At 71.9% G+C, this 22,163-nt stretch carries 10 protein-coding genes; 3 read left to right on the top strand and 7 right to left on the bottom strand.

Going from position 1 to position 22,163, the window contains the following annotated elements; translation table 11 throughout:
- Nucleotides 1-244: 244 nt before the first annotated feature.
- The 4 genes from HY68_RS33430 to HY68_RS33415 all read right to left on the bottom strand — a co-directional run bounded on the left by HY68_RS33430 (nucleotide 245) and on the right by HY68_RS33415 (nucleotide 3,575).
- A complete protein-coding gene (locus HY68_RS33430) occupies nucleotides 245-1,099 on the bottom strand; it encodes a prephenate dehydrogenase (RefSeq protein WP_041998980.1) in 855 nt (284 codons plus the stop codon).
- Between the two features lie 74 nt (nucleotides 1,100-1,173).
- Entirely contained in the window at nucleotides 1,174-1,623 is a 450-nt protein-coding gene (locus HY68_RS33425; protein ID WP_041998977.1) for a phospholipase, read from the bottom strand.
- 197 nt (nucleotides 1,624-1,820) lie between these two features.
- Nucleotides 1,821-2,615 (bottom strand): ABC transporter permease subunit, encoded by a 795-nt coding sequence (locus HY68_RS33420; RefSeq protein WP_041998973.1) that lies wholly within the window; start codon nucleotides 2,613-2,615, stop codon nucleotides 1,821-1,823.
- 6 nt (nucleotides 2,616-2,621) lie between these two features.
- On the bottom strand, nucleotides 2,622-3,575 hold the full coding sequence (locus HY68_RS33415; RefSeq protein WP_041998970.1) for an ABC transporter ATP-binding protein: 954 nt from the start codon (nucleotides 3,573-3,575) through the stop codon (nucleotides 2,622-2,624).
- Between the two features lie 134 nt (nucleotides 3,576-3,709).
- Between HY68_RS33415 and HY68_RS33410 the strand changes: the two genes are divergently transcribed.
- Together HY68_RS33410 and HY68_RS33405 are read left to right on the top strand one after the other, a co-directional pair.
- Complete coding sequence (locus tag HY68_RS33410) at nucleotides 3,710-5,413, top strand: histidine kinase (RefSeq protein ID WP_041998967.1); 1,704 nt, start codon at nucleotides 3,710-3,712, stop codon at nucleotides 5,411-5,413.
- 67 nt (nucleotides 5,414-5,480) lie between these two features.
- Nucleotides 5,481-6,134: a response regulator transcription factor gene (locus HY68_RS33405; RefSeq protein WP_041998965.1), complete on the top strand. Its 654-nt coding sequence runs from the start codon at nucleotides 5,481-5,483 to the stop codon at nucleotides 6,132-6,134.
- Between the two features lie 80 nt (nucleotides 6,135-6,214).
- Here the strand turns inward: HY68_RS33405 and HY68_RS33400 are convergent, their stop codons facing one another.
- Genes HY68_RS33400 through hppD form a run of 3 tightly spaced genes read right to left on the bottom strand, consistent with a single transcriptional unit; the run spans nucleotide 6,215 to nucleotide 9,746 of the window.
- Nucleotides 6,215-7,540, bottom strand: coding sequence for a PLP-dependent aminotransferase family protein (locus tag HY68_RS33400; RefSeq protein ID WP_041998963.1), 1,326 nt, complete (start codon nucleotides 7,538-7,540; stop codon nucleotides 6,215-6,217).
- Nucleotides 7,537-8,682, bottom strand: a complete 1,146-nt coding sequence (locus HY68_RS33395; protein ID WP_063779737.1) for an alpha-hydroxy acid oxidase — start codon at nucleotides 8,680-8,682, stop codon at nucleotides 7,537-7,539. The genes HY68_RS33400 and HY68_RS33395 overlap by 4 nt, the downstream gene beginning before the upstream one ends.
- The gene (hppD, locus tag HY68_RS33390; protein WP_041998960.1) at nucleotides 8,679-9,746 is read right to left on the bottom strand and encodes a 4-hydroxyphenylpyruvate dioxygenase; all 1,068 of its coding nucleotides are present in this window, start codon (nucleotides 9,744-9,746) and stop codon (nucleotides 8,679-8,681) included. The genes HY68_RS33395 and hppD overlap by 4 nt, the downstream gene beginning before the upstream one ends.
- Before the next feature lie 315 nt (nucleotides 9,747-10,061).
- Between hppD and HY68_RS33385 the strand changes: the two genes are divergently transcribed.
- On the top strand, nucleotides 10,062-22,163 hold a 12,102-nt coding region (locus HY68_RS33385; protein ID WP_052457415.1), incomplete at its 3' end, for a non-ribosomal peptide synthetase.

Raw genomic sequence — 22,163 nt, 5'->3', positions numbered from 1 at the left:
CGGCTCCGACGGCCAGCAGGGCGGCCGCCACCAGGACGGCGCGCCGGGGCGCCAGGGGTCCGACGCGGGTCACCTTCATGATCGGCGCTCATTTCGTCCGGGGATACCGAGCGCCCATCACGTTAGGAGCGGATCGACGGCCGGGAGAGCGCCGACCACGTTCTCCTGACCTTCGTCGGCGGATTCCTGCCGAAGTGCGTCACTCCTCCGGGTTCCGCCGGGTCTTTCGTCATGCCGGGCCGCCCTACGTGTGCAGGGGGTCCCAGGGCCTGGGGATACGGGCCCGGCCGGCCGCGCCGTGCCGGAGCGCCTCACGCAGCAGTACCGGCCGGGCGGCGTCACCGGACCGGGCGACGCCCCGCAACTCCCTTGCCAGGGTGCGCGCCTGGACGGCCCACCCGTCCAGCTGGTCCGCCACGGGACCGGCGTTGGCGGTGAGCAGCTCCGCCCACAGCTCCGGGTCCCCGTCGGCCGTCCCGGTCACGTCGCGCAGGTCCTGGCCCGCCAGCCGTACGGCCGACTCGTCCTCGTCGAGGAGACGCGCGGCGGCGAGACTGGCGAGCAGGCGCGGGGCGTGCGAGACGAGAGCGACGGCACGGTCGTGGGCCTCGGGGTCGAGCAGTACCGAGGCCGCGCCGCACAGGGCGACCAGTTCCAGGGCGTGGTTGAGCGCCAGCATCTCGGTCGACTCGCTGGGCGTCAGGGCCCAGGGGCACCCTTCGAAAAGGTCCTCCCGGGGCTCGGTGGCGCCGTCGCTCACCACGGGATGGCCGCCCACCAGGGTGCTCAGGTCGCAGCCGTGCGCCAGCGCCTCCCGGTGCAGCGGGGCCTTCACCCCGGAGACATCGGTGTAGACCCGGGCCGTGCCGCGTTTCTGGTGTTCCGCCAGGACCGGGGCGACCCGGCCGTGCGGCACCGCGATCACCCCGATGTCGGCCGGCCCTGCGGGCTCAGCCGCGATGCCCGCGCCACGGTCCTCGGCCGCCCGGGCGGCCCCGGCGTCCGTGTCGATCAGATAGGTGACCACTCCGTGCCGGCGCAGGGCGAGCCCGACGGAGCATCCGATCACCCCGGCGCCCACGATCGCGACGGTGCGCATGCGTTTGTCCTCTCTGCGCCGTAGGACCGGATCCTCGCCGCGGGGGCCGGCGGTACCGGCCCCCGCCGCGCACCTCAGCCGAAGATCGAGACGGCCTGGTAGTAGGTCCACGCCGTGGCGTTGCAGTTCGTCTTCTTCTCGGCCGTGTACGCGCTGCACACCCGCAGCAGGTCGTCGTAGAGCGCGCTGTCCAGACGGCTCTTGTTGGCGTCGAACGTGCCGGCCGCCTTGTAGTTGCGGTACCCGAAGTCGTGGCGCGCACAGGACGTATCGAAGGGGAAGCCGAAGGGGTTGTCGGGCGCCTGCGAGCAGTAGTCCGTCGACCAGTCGAACGCGTAGGCGGCCCAGGCGGCCTGGTTGGCCCGTGCGGAGTTCCAGGTCGCGTAACTCGAAGCGCCGACCTGGGTGAACGAGGCGAGCACCTGCGGCTTGTCGGCGGGCGCGGCCTGCGCGGGAGCGGTGGCCACACCGAGCGCGAGGGCGCACCCTGCGGCGGCCAGGGAAAAGGTCGTACGTCGACGCATGCGAAACCTCCAGAGGGGGGAGCTGTGGGGAAGCGGTCCCACTGTGTCCGCAGCCGATATGTGGCCCGTATCACGCCGATATCCAGCCCAGGCCGGGCTGTAGGTCTCTTCGGGAACGACGGCGCCGGCCTTCCGGATGTGAGGTCCGGAAGGCCGGCGTCGTACCGTACGGGCGCCGCCCGCGTCGTGGTCCCGGGTCAGGCGTCGCGGCGGCGCAGCACCACATGGCCTGCGACGATCAAGACGAGCGCCCACAGCACCAGGACCACCAGGGCGGTGCCTGACCCGTAGGGGTCGGTGTCCTGCGTCATGAGGACCGTGCCGGCGACGCTCGGCATGTAGTCGCTCGCAGTCTCCAGCCACTTGGCGCCGATGACGCCCATCAGTTGGGGCAGCGCCAGCAGCACCATGATGAGGGTCGTGATGGTGCCTGCCGCGCTGCGCAGCATCGTGCCGAGGCCGATCGCCATCATCGCGAGGAGCGCGAGATACGCGCCCGCGCCGAACGCCGTTCCGAACAACTCGCCGCTCGTGTAGGCGCCGTAGTCGCCCATGAACGCGCCGGCCGCCAGGCTGGCCAGGACGCTGAAGACGAAACCCGCCACGGCGACGACGCCGATGACCACCAGTGTCTTGGACAGCAGCATCCGGCCGCGGGCCGGCACGCTCTGCAGTGTGGAGCGGATGGAGCCGCTGGAGTACTCGCTGGTGAGCGCGAGAGTGGCCAGGACGACCACGGTGAGCTGGGAGATCAGGAACGCCTGGGAGGCGTGGTGCGGAGCGGGCGTGGTGACGTCCAGTCCCTTCTTCGCACTCGCGTCGGCCGACATGCCGACGATCGTCGCGAAGCCCACGGTGAGCACCAGGCCGACGAGAAGGTTCCACCAGGTCGCCCGGACACTCCAGAGCTTCGTCCACTCGAACGCCAGCGCGCCCTTGAACGCGCCGCCCTTGACCGGTGCTGCAAGCTTGGGGGCTGTGGTCGCAGTCATATCCACTTACGCTTTCTGGTGATCCGGTGCTTCGGTGGCATGGACGAGCGAAGGCGTGCTGTACTCCACGCTGGTGGCGGTGAGTTCCATGTACGCCTGCTCCAGACTGGCCTTGCGCAGGCTCAGTTCGTGGACCGGAACCCGGTGTTTGAAGGCCAGGTCGCCGATCTCCTGCAGGGTGCCGCCGACGACGATCAGCTCCTCGGGGGCACCGCCCGGGCTCTGTTCCACACTCATGCCGATCCCCTTCAGCTCCCGCCGCAGCACGTCGGGCTGCGGGGTGCGCACCCGGACGGCGTTGAGGGAGCTGCTCGCGATGACCTCCTCGATCGGGGCGTTCGCGATGACCTTGCCCCGGCCGATGACCACGAGGTGGTCGGCGGTCTCCTGCATCTCGCTCATCAGGTGGCTGGAGACGAAGACCGTACGGCCCTCCGCCGCCAGTGACCGCATCAACTCCCTCACCCAGCGCACTCCGTCGGGGTCGAGGCCGTTGACCGGTTCGTCGAAGAGCAGCACCTTCGGGTCGCCGAGCAGCGCGGCGGCGATGCCCAGCCGCTGCCCCATCCCGAGGGAGAAGGAGCCGATCCGTTTCTTTGCCACTTCGGTGAGTCCGACGGTGTCCAGCACCTCCGCCACCCGTGACGGCGGGATCCCGTTGCTGCGGGCCATGCCGAGGAGATGGTGGTACGCGGAGCGGCCGGGGTGTCCGGCCCGCGCGTCCAGCAGCGCGCCCACCTGCCGCAGCGGCTGCTTGAGCTGCACGTACGGCTTGCCGGCGATCAGGGCACGGCCGCCCGTCGGTGTGTCAAGACCGACGATCATCCGCATGGTCGTCGACTTGCCCGCGCCGTTCGGCCCCAGGAAACCCGTCACCTTTCCTGCGCTGATCTCGAACGAGAGATCGGACACGGCCGTCTTGTCGCCGTACCTCTTGGTGAGTCGGTCCACAGTGATCATTGCCTGTCGGCTCCTTCCGAAGTCACCCCACCAAACTAGGAAGACAGCGCGGCCGGGACATCTGGCGTTCGGCAACGATGACACTCGACTTTCGGCAGGTTCCTGGCCCCCGCCGGCTCTTGTAGCGTGCGGGAATGCAGCTTTGGCAGGGCGTCCGCCGCCGGGTGGACCACTTCTCGCGGGGCCTGCGCTCCGACCGGCCCTTCACCAGGCGCCGCGATTTCGTACTCCTCGCGGTGCTGCTGGCACCCTCGGCGCTCAGTGTCGGCGGCCCGGTGGCCGCGCCCGGGGTCTGGCCGCTGGTCGTCGTACTGATCGCGACGGCGGTCGCGGTGCGCCGGAGCGCGCCGCTGCTCTCCCTGACGCTGGCCGCTCTGCCCGTCCTCCTCTATCCCGTCCTCCAGTCGACGCTGTGGACGGTGACGGCCGCCGCCGTGCTCAGTTTCCTGGCGGGCTGCCGGGTGACCCGCCTCTGGCACGCGCACGCCGTGTTCGTCTCGGTGGCCCTGGCCGGGCTGCTGGTGGTCTCCGTCTTCGCCGAGCCCAAGGACTGGCTGAGTCTGTTGATGACGGAGCTGGCCGCCTGTCTGCTGCCGTGGTGGGCGGGCAGTTGGTGGCGGCAGCGCTCCGACCTGACCCGGGCCGGCTGGGAGCACGCCGAGCAACTGGAGTGGAAGCAGCGCTTCGTCGCCGAGCAGGCGCGGCTGAAGGAACGCGCCCGGATCGCCCAGGACATCCACGACTCGCTGGGCCACGAGCTGAGTGTGATGGCCCTGTTGGCCGGCGGCCTGGAACTGGCCCCCGCCCTGCCGGCCGAACAGCGCGAGGTCATGGCCCAGTTGCGCGAGCGGTGCACGATGGCCACCGAGCGGCTGCACGACGTCATCGGGCTGCTGCGCGAGGACTCCACCCCCTCGCTCCGGCCGCCGGACGAGTCCGTCGCCGAACTGGTGCGGCGGTTCGAACGGTCGGGAACGCCGGTGGAGTTCCGCGAGGAGGGGGCGGACTCCGAGGGCACGCCGCTGCTCACCGGCCTCGCCGCCTACCGCGTGGTCCAGGAGTCGCTCACCAATGCCGCCAAGCACGCCCCCGGCGCCGCCGTATCCGTGCGGCTGACGCACCGGGCCGACGGGACAGTGGTGTCGGTCTTCAACGATCTGCCGCAGGAGGGCACACCGGCCGGCGCGTCGGGCAGCGGCCTCGGTCTGATCGGTCTGGACGAGCGGGTCCGGCTGGCGGGCGGGACACTGCGCACCGGGCACCGCGCGGGCGGCTTCGAGGTACGCGCCGAACTACCTAACGTACCACCGCCACTGCCGCCCGCGCCCGGGACCGCACCACCTGCCGCACCGGCGGACACCACGGACGGCCCGCCGGGCACGGACGGCGCCACCACGGCGGCGGAGGACGGCGCCCCGGACTACGAGGCGTCGCCGCCGGTCGCCGGACTCCCCCGCTGGAGCGCTTCGACCACCGCCCTCATGGGCGCGCGGGCCCGGGTACGGCGCGACGTACGACGGGCCGCGCTGATCCCGGTCCTGGTGGGCGGGGCCCTCGTCCTGTCACTGACGGGCCTCTACGTCTTCACCGCGGTGACGACGTCGGTCACCGCCGAGGAGTACGCCCGGATACGGCTCGGCCAGTCCCGCACGGAGCTGGCGGCGATACTGCCCGACCGGCGCATCAAGAAGCCGCCGCCGGTCGTCAGCGAACCCTCGGCGCCGCCGGGCGCCGCCTGCGAGTACTACCGGGCCAGCGAGAACGTGCTGCAGTTCACCGACGCCCTGTACCGGCTGTGCTTCGAGGATGATGTGCTGGTGGCCAAGGACGCGCTGTGAGGACACGCCCCGCACGACGACGACCGCACCCGGGACTCATGAGTTGGAACCGACGTTGAAGGAACGGATGATTCGCGTACTGCTCGCCGATGACGAAACCATTATCAGGGCCGGAGTCCGCTCCATCCTGACCACCGAACCGGACATCGAGGTCGTGGCCGAGGCCGCGGACGGACGTGCGGCGGTCGAACTGGCCCGCAAACACCGCCCTGATGTGGCCCTGCTCGACATCCGTATGCCGGAGATGGACGGCCTGGCGGCCGCCGGTGAACTCCGGACCACCAATCCGGACACCGGGGTGATCATGCTGACCACCTTCGGCGAGGACAAGTACATCGAACGGGCCCTGGACCAGGGGGTGGCCGGCTTCCTGCTGAAGGCGTCCGACCCCCGGGACCTCATCTCCGGGGTGCACGCCGTGGCGTCCGGCGGCTCCTGCCTGTCCCCGCTCGTCGCACGGCGGTTGATGACGGAGCTGCGCCGCGCCCCGGGGCCCCGCTCGCAGCTTTCGGGCGAGCGCACCACGACGCTCACCAAGCGCGAGCAGGAGGTGCTGGGCATGCTCGGCGCCGGCATGTCGAACGCGGAGATCGCCGACCGGCTCCACCTGGTGGAAGGCACCATCAAGACCTATGTGAGCGCCATCCTGAACCAACTCGGCGTCCGCAACCGGGTGCAGGCGGCGATCATCGCCTACGAGGCGGGACTGGTGGAGCGGTAGGACGCGGGCCGAAGCCCTCTCCCCGGCGGTTTGGGACACCCGGACATGACGGCGTCAGCGCGGTCATGTCCGGGTGGTTCTCAGGCGCCGCCGCGGTCCTTCACGAAGCGGGCCAGCCTGGCCGCCCCTTCGGTGGCCTGGCCGGTGGTCACAGCACTGCACGAGAGCCGGATGCGGCGGTCGCCGGCGTCGTCCAGGTGGAAGTAGCGCATCGGCGTCCAGATCACCCCGTACTGCTCGGCGGACACACGCAGCGCCTCCTCGTCCGCAGCGAAGGGGACATCGAGGGTGAGGAAGAAACCGCCGTCGGGGTCGTTCCACCGCACACCCGCCGACTCCGGCCGGTCCGGGGGGAGTTCGCGGGCCAGGGCCTCGCGCAGTGCGCGCATGGTCGCCTGGTAGTGCCGCGCCGTCGCCTCGTTCGCGGCCCGCAGGCCACCGCCGTTGCTCAGCAGCAGTCCGGCGATGGCGGCCTGGCTCAGGGTGGGTGTGTTGACCGTGACCATGCTCTTGACCTTGGCGAGTTCGTCGGCGAGCAGCCCCGGCGCTCCCCCGTCGGCGCTGTCGACCGGCTGGTCGGCGACGACGAATCCGACACGGGCGCCCGGGAAGGCGGTCTTCGCGAAGGAGCCGAGGTAGATCACGCGCTGTTCGGCGTCGAGTGCCTTGAGCGTCGGGCGCCGGACCGAGCTGAACACGCCGTACGGGTTGTCCTCCAGCAGCAGCAGCCCGAGCCGGCCCGCCGCCTCCAGCAGCGTGATGCGGTCCTGGAGGCCCATACTCACACCGGTCGGGTTCGAGCAGTCGGGAACCACGTAGAGGGCCCGGACCCGCCGTCCCTGCGCCGTCAACTCCGCCACCGTGCGCGCCAGTTCCGTCAGATCCGGTCCGTTGCCGCCGCCGGGCACGGGGACGACGTCGATGCCGAGCAGGCTGGCGGCGCCGGTCACCCCGACATAGCTGGGGCTGTCCACGAGCAGCACGTCGTCGGGGCCGGTGAACAGCGCGCGCAGGACGAGCAGGACGGCCTCCTGGCACCCCACCGTCACCACCACGGCCGCCGGATCGACCGTCATGCCCTCGTCGATCTGGAGCATGTCGGCGACCAGGTCCCTGATCTGCCCGGCCGTCTCGCCGTACTGGTAGAGCGCGGTGCGGACGCGTTCCTCGGACAGGCCGCGGCCCCGCAGATGGTCGAGGTAGGTCTCGATGTAACCCGGCACCCGTGCGACGTCGAAGTCGCCCTCGTACGGCCGGCCGGGAGCGAAGGAGATGGCCTGCGGATAGCGGAGCGTCACCTCGTTGAGGAAGGTCATGGTGTCGAGCAGCGGCTCGGAGAGGCTGGGGTGCAGGGCGCTTCGTGGCAGCGCCACCGCCCGGTGAGTGGCGTCGGCCGTGGTCGTCATCGTGTGCTCCTGTACGGGTACGGGCGTCCCGGTCGCAGGACGGTGTCCGGGTCGATGGTGTCGGGCGAGGGGTGGCCGGTGAGCACCATGGTGTCGGCGAACTCCTCGATCAGCAGGGTCAGCATGCGGTACACACCCTCGCCACCACCGACGGCGAGCGCGTGGAGGGCCGGCCGGCCGACGAACACGGCCCGCGCTCCGAGGGCCAGGGCGATCAGGATGTCCGCCCCTGACCGGACGCCGCCGTCGAGCAGTACGGGGCAGCGGCCTCGGACGGCGCTCACCACCTCGGGTAGCGCCTCCAAGGTGGCCGGTACGCCGTCGAGTTGGCGGCCCCCGTGGTTGGAGACGATGATCCCGGCGACACCGGCGGCCACGGCCGCGTCGGCGTCCTGCGCGGTGAGCACTCCTTTGGCGAACACGGGCAGTCCGCTCGCGTCCCGCAGCCGGTCCACGGCGGACCAGTCGAGCAGCGGGTCGAAGGCCAGCCGGCTGTGGGCACCCGGTGCGGCGGCGCCGAGGGCGGCGTCCCCACTGAGGTTGGCTGGCGTGATGTGCGGGGGCACCCGGAAGCCGTTGCGCAGGTCACGCAGCCGGCGGCCGGTGAACGGGGTGTCGACGGTGAGCACCAGCGCCTGGCAGCCGCTGTCGCGGGCGCGCCTGGCCAGGTCGAGGGTGACCCCGCTGTCGCGGAAGCAGTAGAGCTGGAGCCAGAGCGGCGCGGTGGCGACGGCGGCCACCTCTTCGACGCTCCTGCTGGCGAAGGTGCTGAGGACGACGGGCAGACCGAGTCGGCCCGCTGCCAGTGCCGTCCCGGACTCCCCTTCAGGATGGGCGAGTTGGTGGTAGGCGACAGGGGCGATGCCGAGCGGCGCCGACCAGCGGGAGCCGAGCACCTCGACCGACGTGTCCGCCTTCTCGATGCCGGGCAGCGCCCTGGGGCGCAGCCGTACCGTGTCGAAGGCGGCCTCGTTGGCGGCGAGGGTACGCTCCCTGCCCGCGCCGCCCGCGATGAAGTCCCAACTCTCCGGCGGGAGTTCGTCGCGTGCCCGGTCCGCGAAGTCGGCCAGGGTGAGCGGCTCGGGCAGCGGCTTCCCAGGGGTGTGTTGTCGACCCGCCGGTCCGGCGGCGGACGTCGTCACCGGCCGGCCGCTTCGCGCTCCCGCTCGACGGCCTCGTAGAGCGCCTTGATGTTCGAACTGCCGAAGCCTCGGGCCCCGTTGCGCTGGATGTACTCGTAGAAGAGGGTGCCGCGCGGGTAGGGCGAGCGGGTGAATATCTGCAGCAGATAGCCCCATTCGTCGCGGTCGACCAGGACGTTGGTCTCGCGCAGGTCGGCGATGCGGTCGGCCATGCCGCTCACCCGCTGGGTGAGCAGGTCGTAGTACGTGCCGGGAGTGTGCAGGAAGGCCACACCGCGCTCGCCGAGGGTACGGACCGAGCCGACGATGTCGTCGACCAGGAAGGCGAGGTGCTGGACACCGGGTCCGCCGTGGGCCTCCAGGAAGGTGTTGATCTGGCCGGGCTGCCGGGAGTCGTCGGGCTCGATGAGCGTGAAGGTGATGCCGCCGTCGGCATTGCGCACGACGATGGAGTCCATCGCCTGGTCGCCCACCTCGATGTACTCGGAGGAGTAGTACGGGGTGTCGAAGGCCGCCTCGTAGAACGCGGCGGTCTTGCGCAGCGTTCCCGATTCGAGGCAGACGGCGACGTGGTCGAGGGCCGGCCGGTGCCCTGCCGTGTCGGCCGCGGCCGGCAGCAGCGCCCACTCGCGGTCGGGCGGCAGTTGGGCGTTCGCGTCGTCCGTGACGAGGGTGTGGCGGATGTCGCCGAAGCCCGACACCACGGCGAACCAGTCGTCGCGGCCGGTGGTGAGTGAGCGGGCCGGCTGCTGCAGTGCGCCGGCGCCGCCCAGGACGGCGCGGTCGAAGGCGGACCGGACGTCGGAGCAGGTGAAGGCGAGGTCGGCGATCGAGTCGCCGTGCCGGTCGACATAGTCCGCGACCGGAGTACCTTCGCGCAGCGCCTGGGTGACGACGAGGGTCACACCGCCGCTGCGCAGCACCGTGGAGCGGCGGTCGTACGTACCGGTCGCGGGTCCGGCGACGGCCACCGGCACGAAGCCCAGGTCGTCGATGAGGAAGCCGGTGGCCTCCCGGTCTTCCGCGACGTACAGCTCGGCGTACGCGATGGCACTGGGCGGCATGACGGCTCTCCAATACGGGAACGGGAGAATCACGGAAGCAGCATCGAAATCGACGCCCCGAATTCTCGTTCAGGAAATGCTGAGACGAGTCTGGGGACACTCTACAAATGTCTCGTATAGCCTCGCTATCGGGCCGATATCAAGCCCCCTGCCTGCGGTTATCCATTCAGAGAAGCATGTTGACCGGCTCACCTTCACCTTGCTAACGTCCCGGTTCGCCTTTACTTGAATTGGGGTCGCACACACCTCGATCGACATTTCGAGCGCGGTTCGCAAAAGGCCGGGGGGTTCCGGCGGATGATTGTGAGGAGACAGGTGTCCGAGCTCTCGACCATTCGGCACGGGCTGACCGCCGCACAGCGCGAGGTGTGGCTGGCCCAGCAGTTGGATCCCCGCGGAACGCACTACAAGACCGGGTCCTGCCTGGAGATCGACGGGCCGCTCGACCACGCCAGGCTGACAGCGGCGCTGCGCCGCACGCTGGCCGAGACGGAGACCCTGTGCTCGCGCTTCCTCACCGACGAGGACGGGCGGCCGTACCGCTCGTACTGCCCCCCGGCGCCGGCGGACACCACCGGCGCCGCAGCGGCGGACGGCCCGCCCTGCACCCCGGTGCGGCTGCCGCACTTCGACCTCACGGGGCGTCCCGACCCTGAGGCCGAGGCCATCGAGTGGATGGAGCGTGACCGCGCCACACCGGTCGACCTGGAGAGGCCCGGTCTGAGCAGCCACGCGCTGTTCACCCTCGCCCCAGGACGGCACATGTACTACCTGGGTGTCCATCACATCGTGATCGACGGCACCAGCATGACGCTGTTCTACGAGCGGCTCGCCGAGGTGTACCGCGCCCTGACGGTGGGCCAGGAGAGCCCGGACTGCGCGTTCGGCAGCATGGACCAGTTGGCGGCGGACGAGGACGCCTACCGCGGCTCGGCCCGGCAGGACAGGGACCGCGCCTACTGGACCGGGCTGTTCGCCGACCGTCCCGAGCCGGTGTCGCTGACCGGCCGCACGTGGGGCCACGCGTTGGCCGGGGTCCTGACGAGCCGCGCGCTCGGCCCGGACCGTACGCGCGTCCTCGACGTGGCGGCCGAGGCGACCGGCTCGTCGTGGACGCGCGTCGTGATCGCCGGTGTCGCCGCGTTCCTGCACCGGATGACGGGCGCACGGGACATCGTGCTGTCGGTGCCGGTCACCGGCCGTTACGGCGCAAACGCCCGTTCGACACCGAGCATGGTCTCCAACCAGCTCCCGCTGCGGGTGGCGGTGGACGGCGCCACGAGCTTCGCCGGGCTGATCGACGAGGTCTCCACAGCGTTGCGCGGGCTGATGGCGCACAGCCGATTCCGTGGCGAGGAACTCAACCGGGAACTGGGCGTGTCGGGTGGCGGAGCCGGGGTGCTCGGCCCGACCGTGAACGTCCTGCCGTACACCAAGCCCGTCGACTTCGGCGGCCCGCTCGGCCGGATGCGCAGCCTCGGGTCCGGCCCGACGACGGACCTGAACTTCGTCCTGACGGGCACTCCCGCCTCCGGTCTGCGGGTCGACTTCGAGGGCAACCCGCGGCTGTACGAGGCCGAAGACCTCACCGCGCTGCAGGACCGCTTCGTCCGGCTGCTGGAAGAACTCGCCGCCGACCCGGAAGCGCCGGTCGGCCGCGGCGAGCTGCTGACCTCCGAGGAGCGCCACCGCGTCCTCGACGAGTGGAACGACACCGCGCGGGAGGTGCCCGAGGCCACCCTCACCGGACTGCTGGCCCAGCAGGGGGCCCGCACGCCCGAGCGGGAAGCCCTGCGGTACGAGGGAACCTCCCTGACCTACGCCGAACTGCACGCCCGCGCCGACCGGCTCGCCGCGCTGCTGGCCGGCCGGGGAGCCGGGCCCGAGGACTTCGTCGCCGTCGCCGTACCCCGGTCGGTGGAACTGGTCGTCGCCCTGCTCGCCGTACTGAAGACGGGCGCCGCCTATCTGCCCGTCGACCCGGGCTATCCGGCGGACCGCATCGCCCACATGATGGGGGACGCGGGCGCCCGGCTCGTGCTGACCACCCGGGACACCGAGGACCGGCTGCCGCAGGACGGCACCCCGCGGCTGGTGCTGGACGCCGACGACACCGAGGACCTGGGGGCGCCGCCCGCGCCGTCCCTCGACCCCGGCCATCCGGCGTACGTCATCTACACCTCGGGCTCCACCGGGCGGCCCAAGGGCGTGGTGGTCTCCCACCGCGCCGTCGTCAACCGTCTGGCCTGGATGCAGGACACCTACGGCCTCGGCGCCGACGACCGGGTCCTGCAGAAGACCCCGTCCGGTTTCGACGTGTCGGTGTGGGAGTTCTTCTGGCCGCTGCTCCAGGGCGCCACCCTGGTCGTCGCCCGGCCCGACGGCCATCTCGACCCCGCCTACCTGGCCGACACGATCCGCCGTGAGCGGGTGACCACGGTCCACTTCGTACCGTCGATGCTCGACGCGTTCCTGCGTGCGCCGTCCGCCGCGTCGCTCACCGGGCTGCGCCGGGTCTTCTGCAGCGGCGAGGCGCTGCCGGCCGCGTTGCGCACCCGGTTCCTGGCCGCGTGCGACGTCCCGCTGCACAACCTGTACGGGCCGACGGAGGCCGCGGTCGACGTGACGTACTGGCCGTGCGAGCGGGACACCGGCAGCGGGCCCGTGCCCATCGGCCACCCCGTGTGGAACACCCGGATGTACGTGCTGGACGGCGCGCTGCGTCCGGTGCCGCCGGGTACGCCCGGCGAGCTGTACATCGCGGGTGTGCAGCTCGCCCGCGGCTATCTCAACCGTCCCGCGCTGAGCGCGGAGCGCTTCACGGCGGATCCGCACGGCGCGCCGGGCAGCCGGATGTACCGCACGGGCGACCTGGCACGCTGGAACCGCGACGGCAGCCTGGCCTATCTCGGCCGCGCCGACCAGCAGGTCAAGCTGCGCGGTTTCCGGATCGAACTCGGCGAGATCGAGGCCGCGTTGGTCCGTCAGCCGGAGCTCGCCGGCGCCGCCGTCGTGCTGCGCGAGGACCGGCCGGGCGACCAGCGCCTGGTGGCCTACACCGTGCCGTCCGGCGGGAGCGGTCCGGAGAGCGACCTGCTCGCGGCCCGGCTGCGTGCGCTGCTGCCCGATTACATGGTCCCCTCGGCCTTCGTCACCCTGCCGGAGCTGCCCGTCACCCCGAACGGCAAACTGGACCGCAGAGCGCTGCCGGCCCCCGACGCTCCGGGGCGCACCGCGGGCCGGGCACCCCGCACACCGCGCGAGGAGCTGCTGTGCGGGCTGTTCGCCGAGATCCTCGGTCTGGAAACGGTCGGCGCCGACGACAGCTTCTTCGCCCTCGGCGGCCACTCGCTGCTCGCCACCCGGCTGATCAGCCGCATCCGTACCGTCCTCGGAGCGGAGCTGCCGATCCAGCGGGTCTTCGAGACGCCGACCGTCGCCGGTCTGGCCGGCGTCCTCGACGACGCGGAGCGGGCCCGCTCCGGCGTGACGAGCCGGCCACGGCCCGAGCGGCTGCCGCTCTCCTTCGCCCAGCAACGGCTCTGGTTCCTGCACCAGTTCGAGGGGCCGTCCCCGCTCTACAACATCCCGGCCGCGCTGCGGCTGACCGGCCCGCTGGATCCGGCGGCCATGGCGGCGGCCATCGGTGACGTGGTCGCCCGGCACGAGACCCTGCGCACGGTCTACGCCGAGGACGCGCACGGTCCGCACCAGCTCGTCCTGTCGGCCGCCGAAGCGACACCCCGGCTGGAGACCGTCGAATCCGGCCCCGAAAGCCTCTCCCGGGACATCGCGCGGGTGGCGCGGCACCGGTTCGACCTCGGCAGGGAGATCCCGTTGCGCACGGCGCTGCTGCGGGTGGCCGAGCAGGACCACGTGCTGATGCTGGTGCTGCACCACATCGCGGGTGACGGCTGGTCACTGGGGCCGCTCGCGCGGGACCTGGGGACCGCGTACGCCGCGCGGCTGGCGGGGGCGGCGCCCGGATGGGAGCCGCTGCCCGTCCAGTACGCCGACTACACGCTGTGGCAGCAGGAGCTCCTGGGCGCCGAGGGGTCCCGGGCCGGTGAGGGAGACCGGCAGCTCACCCACTGGAAGCAGGTGCTGGCCGGTCTGCCGGAGCAGCTGGAACTGCCCACGGACCGGCCTCGTCCGGCCCGCAGCGACAACACGGGCGACCGGCTCGACCTGTCCGTATCCGCCGATCTCCACCGGGCACTGGCCGGGCTCGCGACCGAGAGCCGCACCAGTGTGTTCATGGTCCTGCAGGCCGCTCTCGCGGCCCTGTTGACCCGGCTGGGCGCCGGCGAGGACATCCCCGTCGGCTCCACGATCGCGGGGCGTACCGACGCCTCGGTGGAGAACCTCGTGGGGTTCTTCGTCAACACCCTGGTGCTGCGCACCGACACCGCGGGTGACCCGGCCTTCCGCGACCTCCTCGGCCGGGTGCGCGACACCGACCTGGCCGCCTACGCGCACCAGGACCTGCCCTTCGAGCGGTTGGTCGAGGCGGTCAACCCCGACCGCGGCGCAGGTCATCACCCGCTGTTCCAGGTGATGTTGACCTTCGACACCACCCAGCAGGACGCCCTGGGCGAGCTGGGCCGGCTGCCGCGCATCCGGACGAGCCTCGTCCCCGTCCACACGGGACTGTCCAAGTTCGACCTGGCGTTCGCGTTCGACGAACGCAAGGACGCCGAAGGGGGCTCCGCCGGTATCGATCTCGCGGTGGAGTTCAGCACGGAGCTCTTCGACGCCGCGACCGTGCGCACTCTGGCCGAGCGGCTGCTGCGGCTGCTCGCCCAGGCCGTCGCGGACCCGGACCGCCGCCTGGGTGACCTCGACATCCTGCTGCCGGGTGAGCGGCGCGCACTGCTGGTGGACGCCAACAACGCGGGTCTCGCCGCCACTTCGGCGCCCGCGGCCGACGTCACCCTGCCTGAGCTGTTCGAACGGCAGGTGGCGCGGGTGCCCGACCGCACAGCCCTCACCTTCGACGGCGCCCGCCTGTCGTACGCCGAACTCAACTCCCGCGCCAATCAGCTCGCCCGGCTGCTCGTGGGGCGCGGCGTCGGCCCGGACCACCTGGTGGCGCTGGCGCTGCCCCGCTCGGCGGAGCTGGTCGTCGCGCTCCTCGCCGTCGTCAAGTCGGGGGCCGCCTATGTGCCGCTCGACCCGGACTATCCGGCCGGCCGGCTGGCCTACACACTCTCCGACGCGGCGCCCGCCCTGCTGCTCACCACGGCGGACGTGGCGGGCCGGCTGCCCGGACACGGCGTCCCCCAACTCGTCATCGACGGCAACGGCGAACCGGCCACCACGCACACGGCCGACCTCGCGCAGGACGAACGGACCCGTCCGCTCGACGCAGGGGACACCGCCTATGTCATCTACACGTCCGGCTCGACCGGACGGCCCAAGGGTGTGGCGGTGCCGCACCGGAACGTGGTGCGGCTGTTCTCGGCGACCGGCCATTGGTTCGGCTTCGACGAGCAGGACGTGTGGACCCTGTTCCACTCCTACGCCTTCGACTTCTCCGTGTGGGAGCTGTGGGGAGCGCTGCTGCACGGCGGCCGGCTGGTCGTCGTCCCGCACCCCGTCAGCCGGGACCCGGCCGCGTTCCTCGCGCTGCTGGCACGGGAGCGGGTCACAGTGCTCAACCAGACGCCGTCGGCCTTCTACCAGCTCGCTGCCGCCGACCGCGAGCACACCCCGGAACTCGCCCTGCGCACCGTGGTCTTCGGCGGGGAGGCACTCGACCTGTCCCGGCTCGCCGGCTGGTACGAACGGCACGCCGACGACGCGCCGGCGCTGGTGAACATGTACGGGATCACCGAGACCACCGTCCATGTGTCCCACTTCCCGCTGGACCGCGCACGGGCCGCCGCCGCCTCGGCGAGCACCATCGGCGGCAACATCCCCGACCTGCGGGTGTATGTCCTCGACTCACGGCTACGGCCCGTCCCCCCGGGTGTCACCGGCGAGATGTACGTCGCCGGGGCCGGACTCGCCCGCGGCTATCTGGGCCGTCCGGCACTGACCTCGGAGCGGTTCCCCGCCGACCCCCACGCGGCGCTATTCGGCGCGACGGGCGAGACAGGTACGGCGGGCGCGACGGGCGCCCGGATGTACCGTACGGGCGACCTGGCCAGGCGCAGGAGCGACGGCGGCCTCGACTACCTCGGCCGCGCCGACCAGCAGGTGAAGATCCGCGGTTTCCGCATCGAACCCGGCGAGATCGAGGCAGTGCTCGCCGCCCACCCGGCCGTCCGCGACGTCGCTGTCCGGCTGCGCGAGGACGCACCGGGCGACCGGCGTCTCGTCGCCTACGTCGTCACCACGGCGGACGTGGACGAGCGGGTGCTGCGCGACCACGCGGCCACCCGCCTGCCGGACCACATGCTGCCGTCCGCGTTCGTCACCCTGGACACCCTGCCGCTGACCCCGAACGGCAAGCTCGACACCCGGGCACTGCCCGCGCCCGTCCACACGGGCCGGCAGGCCGGCCGGGCTCCGCGCGGGCCGCGCGAGGAGATCCTGTGCGCGCTGTTCGCCGAGGTGCTCGCCGTCCCGCGTGTGACCATCGACGACACCTTCTTCGACCTGGGCGGGCACTCCCTGCTCGCCACCCGGCTCGCCACCCGGATCAGGGCCACCCTGGGGGTGGAACTGTCCGTGCGCCAGCTCTTCGACACTCCCACGGTCGCCGGGCTCTCCGCGGCCCTGGACACCGCCGAGCGGTCCCGCACACCGCTGACCGCCGGACCCCGGCCGGACCGGCTGCCCCTGTCGTACGCACAGCAGCGGCTGTGGTTCCTGCACCAGCTCGAAGGCCCTTCGGCGACCTACAACATCACCGGCGCCCTGCGCCTGACCGGCGCTCTCGACCCCGGCGCCCTGCGCGCCGCCTTCCAGGACGTCATCGTGCGGCACGAGAGCCTGCGGACCGTCTTCGCACAGGACGAACACGGCGCCTGGCAGACCGTGCTCGGCGCCGACGAGGTGCACTTCGCGCTACCGGTCACCGAGACAGGGGCGGACGCACTGGACGCGCGGCTGGAGCCGGCCGCCCGTCACTGCTTCGACCTCACCCACCAACTGCCGGTGCGAGCCGAGCTGTTCCGGCTGTCCGAGACCGAGCACGTGCTCCTGCTGATGATCCATCACATCGCCGGGGACGGCTCGTCCCTGGGCCCGCTGATCCGTGACCTCGCGACCGCCTACACCGCGCGGACGAAGGGCTCGGCGCCCGGCTGGGCGCCCTTGCCCGTGCAGTACGCGGACTTCGCGTTGTGGCAGCGCGAGACACTGGGCGACACCGCCGACGACGACAGTGTTGCGGCCCGTCAACTCGGCTACTGGAAAGCTGCGTTGTCCGGGGTCCCGGACCAACTGGAACTGCCGGCCGACCGGTCCCGGCCCGCCGCCGCCTCGCACCGGGGAGGCCGGGTCGCGCTGAGCGTGCCCGCTGACGTGCACCGCGCGGCGGCCACCCTGGCCGGCGAGTCCCGCGCCAGTCTGTTCATGGTGCTCCAGGCGACCCTCGCCACCCTGCTCTCGCGGATGGGGGCGGGCGACGACGTCCCCGTCGGCACACCTGTCGCGGGACGATCGGACGACGCCCTCGACCAGGTGGTGGGGTTCTTCGTCAACACCCTGGTGCTGCGCACCGACACCTCCAGGAATCCGACGTTCCGCCAGCTCGTCGAACGGGTGCGGGAGGCCGACCTCAGCGCCTACGCCCACCAGGACCTGCCCTTCGAGCATCTGGTGGACGTCCTCGCCCCGACCCGCTCACTGTCGCACAACCCCTTGTTCCAGGTGCTGTTGAGCCTCGACACCACCCAGCAGGACGCGCTCGCCGCACTGTCGGCGACGGGTCTCGACGTGACTCCGCTGGAGGTGCGCACCGGCGTCGCCAAGCTGGACCTGGCCCTCGAACTCGCCGAGCGGCGGGACGCCGACGGCGTCCCCGCCGGGCTCACCGGCGCCGCCGAGTACAGCGCCGACCTCTTCGACGAGGACACGGTCACGGCCCTGGCCGACCGGTTCCTGCGGCTCCTCGCCGCTCTGGTCGCCGCACCCGACCGGCGGATCGACGAGATCGACATCCTCAGCGACGCCGAGCTGCGCCGCGTACTCGTCGAGTGGAACGACACCGCGCGTACCAGCGACACCCGCACGTTCGCCGATCATGTGGAGCGGCACGCGGCGCTGGCCCCGGAGCGGCCCGCCGTGGAGTTCGCCGGCGAAGTGCTGAGCTACGGGGAGCTGAACGCGCGCGCCAACCGGCTCGCCCGGCACTTCCTGCGGCACGGCGCGGGCCCCGAGCGGTTCGTCGCGACGGCCCTGCCACGCTCGGCCGACCTGGTGGTCGCCGCGCTCGCCGCGTTCAAGGCGGGCGCCGCATATCTGCCGGTGGACCCCGGGTATCCCGCCGAGCGGATCACTCATCTCCTCGACGACGCCGCGCCCGTCCTGCTCGTCACCACCTCCGCCGTCGCTGAAGGACTGCCGAACACCGCCGTACCCCGCCTCCTGATGGACGAAGCGGCAACGCCCAGGCAGCCAGCGCGACCTGAGCCGGCCGAGCTGTCCGAGCTGTCCGAGCTGTCCGAGTTGTCCGAGGAGAACGTCACCGACGAGGAGCGGCCCGCGCCGCTGCGGCCCGAGCACCCCGCGTACATGATCTACACCTCGGGTACGACGGGCCGCCCCAAGGGCGTCGTCGTGACCCACACCGGGCTGCCGGGGCTGCTGGACATCTTCCAGGGCGACTGCGCGGCCGGACCGGGCAGCAGGATTCTGCAACACCTCTCGCCGGGCTTCGACGCGGCCTTCTGGGAGCTGGCGATGGGGCTGCTCACCGGCGCCACGCTGATCGTCGCCCCGCAGGACACCACCCCCGGCCCTGAACTGGCCGAGCTGGCGACGCGGTCCGGCGCGACGCACCTGAGCCTGACACCGGCCGTCCTGGGGCTGCTGCCCGAAGGCTCCCTGCCCGACGGGCTGACCCTCGTCGTGGGCGCGGAGACGAGCCCGCCCGAGCTGGTGGAACGCTGGTCCGCCGGCCGCACCATGCTCAACTCCTACGGTCCGACGGAGACCACGGTCTGCGCCACGATGAGCAGGCCGCTCGCCGGCCCCGTCACCCCGCCCATCGGCGCACCCGTCGCCAACACCGCCGTCTACGTCCTCGACGCGGCGCTGCGGCCGGTCGCCCCCGGCGTACCGGGCGAGCTGTACACGGCGGGTCCGCATCTGGCCCGCGGCTACCACCGTCGCCCGGGGCTCACCGCCGAGCGTTTCGTCGCCGCCCCGTTCGGAGCGCCCGGCACCCGGCTGTACCGGACCGGCGACCTGGTGCGGTGGCTGCCGCACGGCGAGCTGGAGTACCTGGGGCGGGCCGACGACCAGGTCAAGATCCGCGGCCTGCGCATCGAACCGACCGAGATCGAGACGGTACTGGTCGAACAGGCGCCACTGTCCCAGGCGGCGGTGATCGTACGGGAGGACCGGCCGGGCGACCGGCGACTCGTCGCCTACGTGGTGGCGGAGCCCGGTCATGCCCTGGACGGCGCCCGGCTCCGCGCCGAACTGCGCGAGACCCTGCCCGACCATATGATCCCGACCGCGTTCGTCGCCCTGGACGCACTGCCACTGACCATCAACGGCAAGCTGGACCGCAAGGCGCTGCCCGCACCCGACTACACCGCACAGGTCTCGGGCCGCCGCCCCGGCACCCCACAGGAGCAGTTGCTGTGCGACCTGTTCGCCCGGACCCTGGGGGTGCCGTCCGTCGGCGCCGACGACGGTTTCTTCGACCTGGGCGGCGACAGCGTCATGTCGATCCAGCTCATCGGCCGGGCCCGCGCAGCGGGGCTCACCCTGTCGGTGCGCGACGTCTTCGAGCACCAGACGCCCGCCCTGCTCGCCCGGTCGGCCGCCACCACGCCCGCGCCGACGACGACAGGGACCGAGATGTCACCGTGGGGTGCGGCGCCGCCCACTCCGATGATGCGCTGGTTCGCCGAACTCGGCTCCGACGCCGCCACGTTCAACCAGTCCCTGGTGCTCACCGTCCCCGCAGAGCTGGACTTCGACACGCTCGCCGCCGCCCTCGGCACCCTTCTCGACCACCACGACGCCCTGCGGCTGCGGGTCACCGAGGACTGGTCGGTGACCGTCCCCGAGCCCGGTTCCGTGACCGCTGCGGACTGCCTGGTCCGCCACGACGCCGCCAGGCTGGGCGATGACGACCTGCACGGCACCGTCGCCGAACAGGCACGCGCCGCCCGAGGCCGGCTGTCCCCCACGGACGGCCGTATGCTCCAGGCCGTCTGGCTCGACCGCGGGCCCGACCGTGAGGGACTGCTCGTCCTGGTCGCGAACCACCTGGTCGTGGACGGCGTCACCTGGCGCATCCTCGTACCGGACCTCGTCGCGGCGTACGAGGGCGGCGGCACAACGGCCGTTACGGGCACGCCGTGGCGGCAGTGGGCGCACGAACTCGCCGATCTGGCCGAACGACCCGGCACCGAGGCGGAACTCGGCCACTGGCAGTCGGTGCTCGGCGACACACCACGGGCCCTGCGCATCGACCCCACGCGCGACACCCACGCCGGTGCGGGCGAGATCACAGCGGAACTCGACCCTGAGACCACCCGCGAACTGCTCACGCGCGTGCCCGGCACCTGCCACGCCACCGTCAACGACGTGCTGTTGAGCGCGTTCGCGGTCGCCGTCGCCGAGTGGCGGCGCGGACGCGGCGACGACCCGGACACACCTGTTGTGGTCGACCTGGAGAGCCACGGCCGCCACGAACACGCCGTACCCGGCGCCGACCTCAGCCGCACCGCCGGCTGGTTCACCGCCATGTACCCCGTACGACTGGAGCCCGGCAGCGCCACACCGCCGCTCCGCGCCCTCAAGACCGTGAAGGAACAACTGCGCTCCGTACCGGGCGACGGGCTCGGCTACGGCTTGCTGCGCCACCTCAACCCGCGCACCCGCGCCGTGCTCGAACCGCTGCCGGCACCGGACTTCGGCTTCAACTACCTGGGCCAGATGGGCCAGGACCGCAGCGCGGGGGCCGCCTGGACGATCACCGGTGGTGACGTCGCCGGGATCGACGGCGCGATGCCGCTGGCGCATCCGGTCGACCTCAACGCCGTTGCACTGGACGACGGTTCGGGCACACGCCTGCGGGCCACCTGGATCTACGCACCGTCGGCACTCGACCGCGAAGACGCCCAGCGCCTCGCCGACGCGTGGTTCCGGGCACTGCGCCGGCTCGTCGAGGAGTCCCGTAACCCCGAGGCCGGTGGCCTCACCCCCTCGGACGTCGTCCACCCCTCGGTCAGCCTGGACGACATCGAGCAGCTGGAGCGCGACGTCCCCGGCCTCCACGACATCCTGCCTCTCGCCCCGCTCCAGGAGGGCTTCCTCTTCCTCAACCTGTACGACAAGGACGCCCGCGACGTCTACGTCGGACAGATCTCGTTCGAACTCGAAGGCAGCTTCGACGCGGCCCGGATGCGCACCGCGGCCGGGGCCCTGCTGCACCGCCACCCGAACCTGCGCGCCGCCTTCCACCAGACCGCCTCCGGCACGTGGGTCCAGGCGGTGCCCTCGGACGTCGCACCCGACTGGCGTGAAGCCGACCTGACCGACCTGCGGCCGCAGGAACAGCAGGCACGCGCCACCCAGTTGGCGGCGGACGACCGCGAGCGCCGCTTCGACGTGGCGCGTCCGCCGCTGTTGCGCTTCACTGCGCTTCGGCTGTCGGCCGACCGGGTGCGACTGGTGATGACGAACCATCACATCCTGCTCGACGGCTGGTCGTTGCCGCTGCTCTGGCAGGAGCTGACCACCCTGTACGCGGCGGACGGGGACGTCTCGGTCCTGGGCAGGGTGCGCCCCTACGGCGAGTACCTGACCTGGCTGGACAGCCGGGACCGGGAGGCCGCCCGGCAGGCGTGGCAGCAGTCCCTGTCCGACCTGGACGAACCCTGCCTGCTGGCACCCGGCGCGGGTGCGCCGGTGGACGCGGCTCCGCCGAGCATCGCGTTCGGTCTCGACACGGTCACCAGTGAGTCCGTGGCGGGCTGGGCGCGAGCGCAGGGCGTGACGATGAACACGGTAGTGCAGGGTGCCTGGGCGCTGGCCCTGGCGCAGTCGACCGGCCGTGACGACGTGGTCTTCGGAGCCACCGTCTCCGGCCGCCCGCCTGAGCTGCCCGGCGTCGAGCAGATGATCGGCCTGTTCATCAACACCCTGCCGGTACGGGTCCGCCTCGACAACACGGAACCTCTGAGCACCCTCTTCCGTCGCCTCCAGAACGAACAGACGCATCTCCTCGACCACCAGTGGCCGGGCCTCGCCGACATCCAGACCTGGGCAGGCCACCCCCAACTC

It is taken from the genome of Streptomyces sp. AcH 505 (genome assembly GCF_000818175.1).
GTDB lineage: Bacteria > Actinomycetota > Actinomycetes > Streptomycetales > Streptomycetaceae > Streptomyces.
The sequence above is the reverse complement of the archived record's forward strand: the minus strand, read 5'-3'. Positions and strand labels throughout refer to the sequence as shown.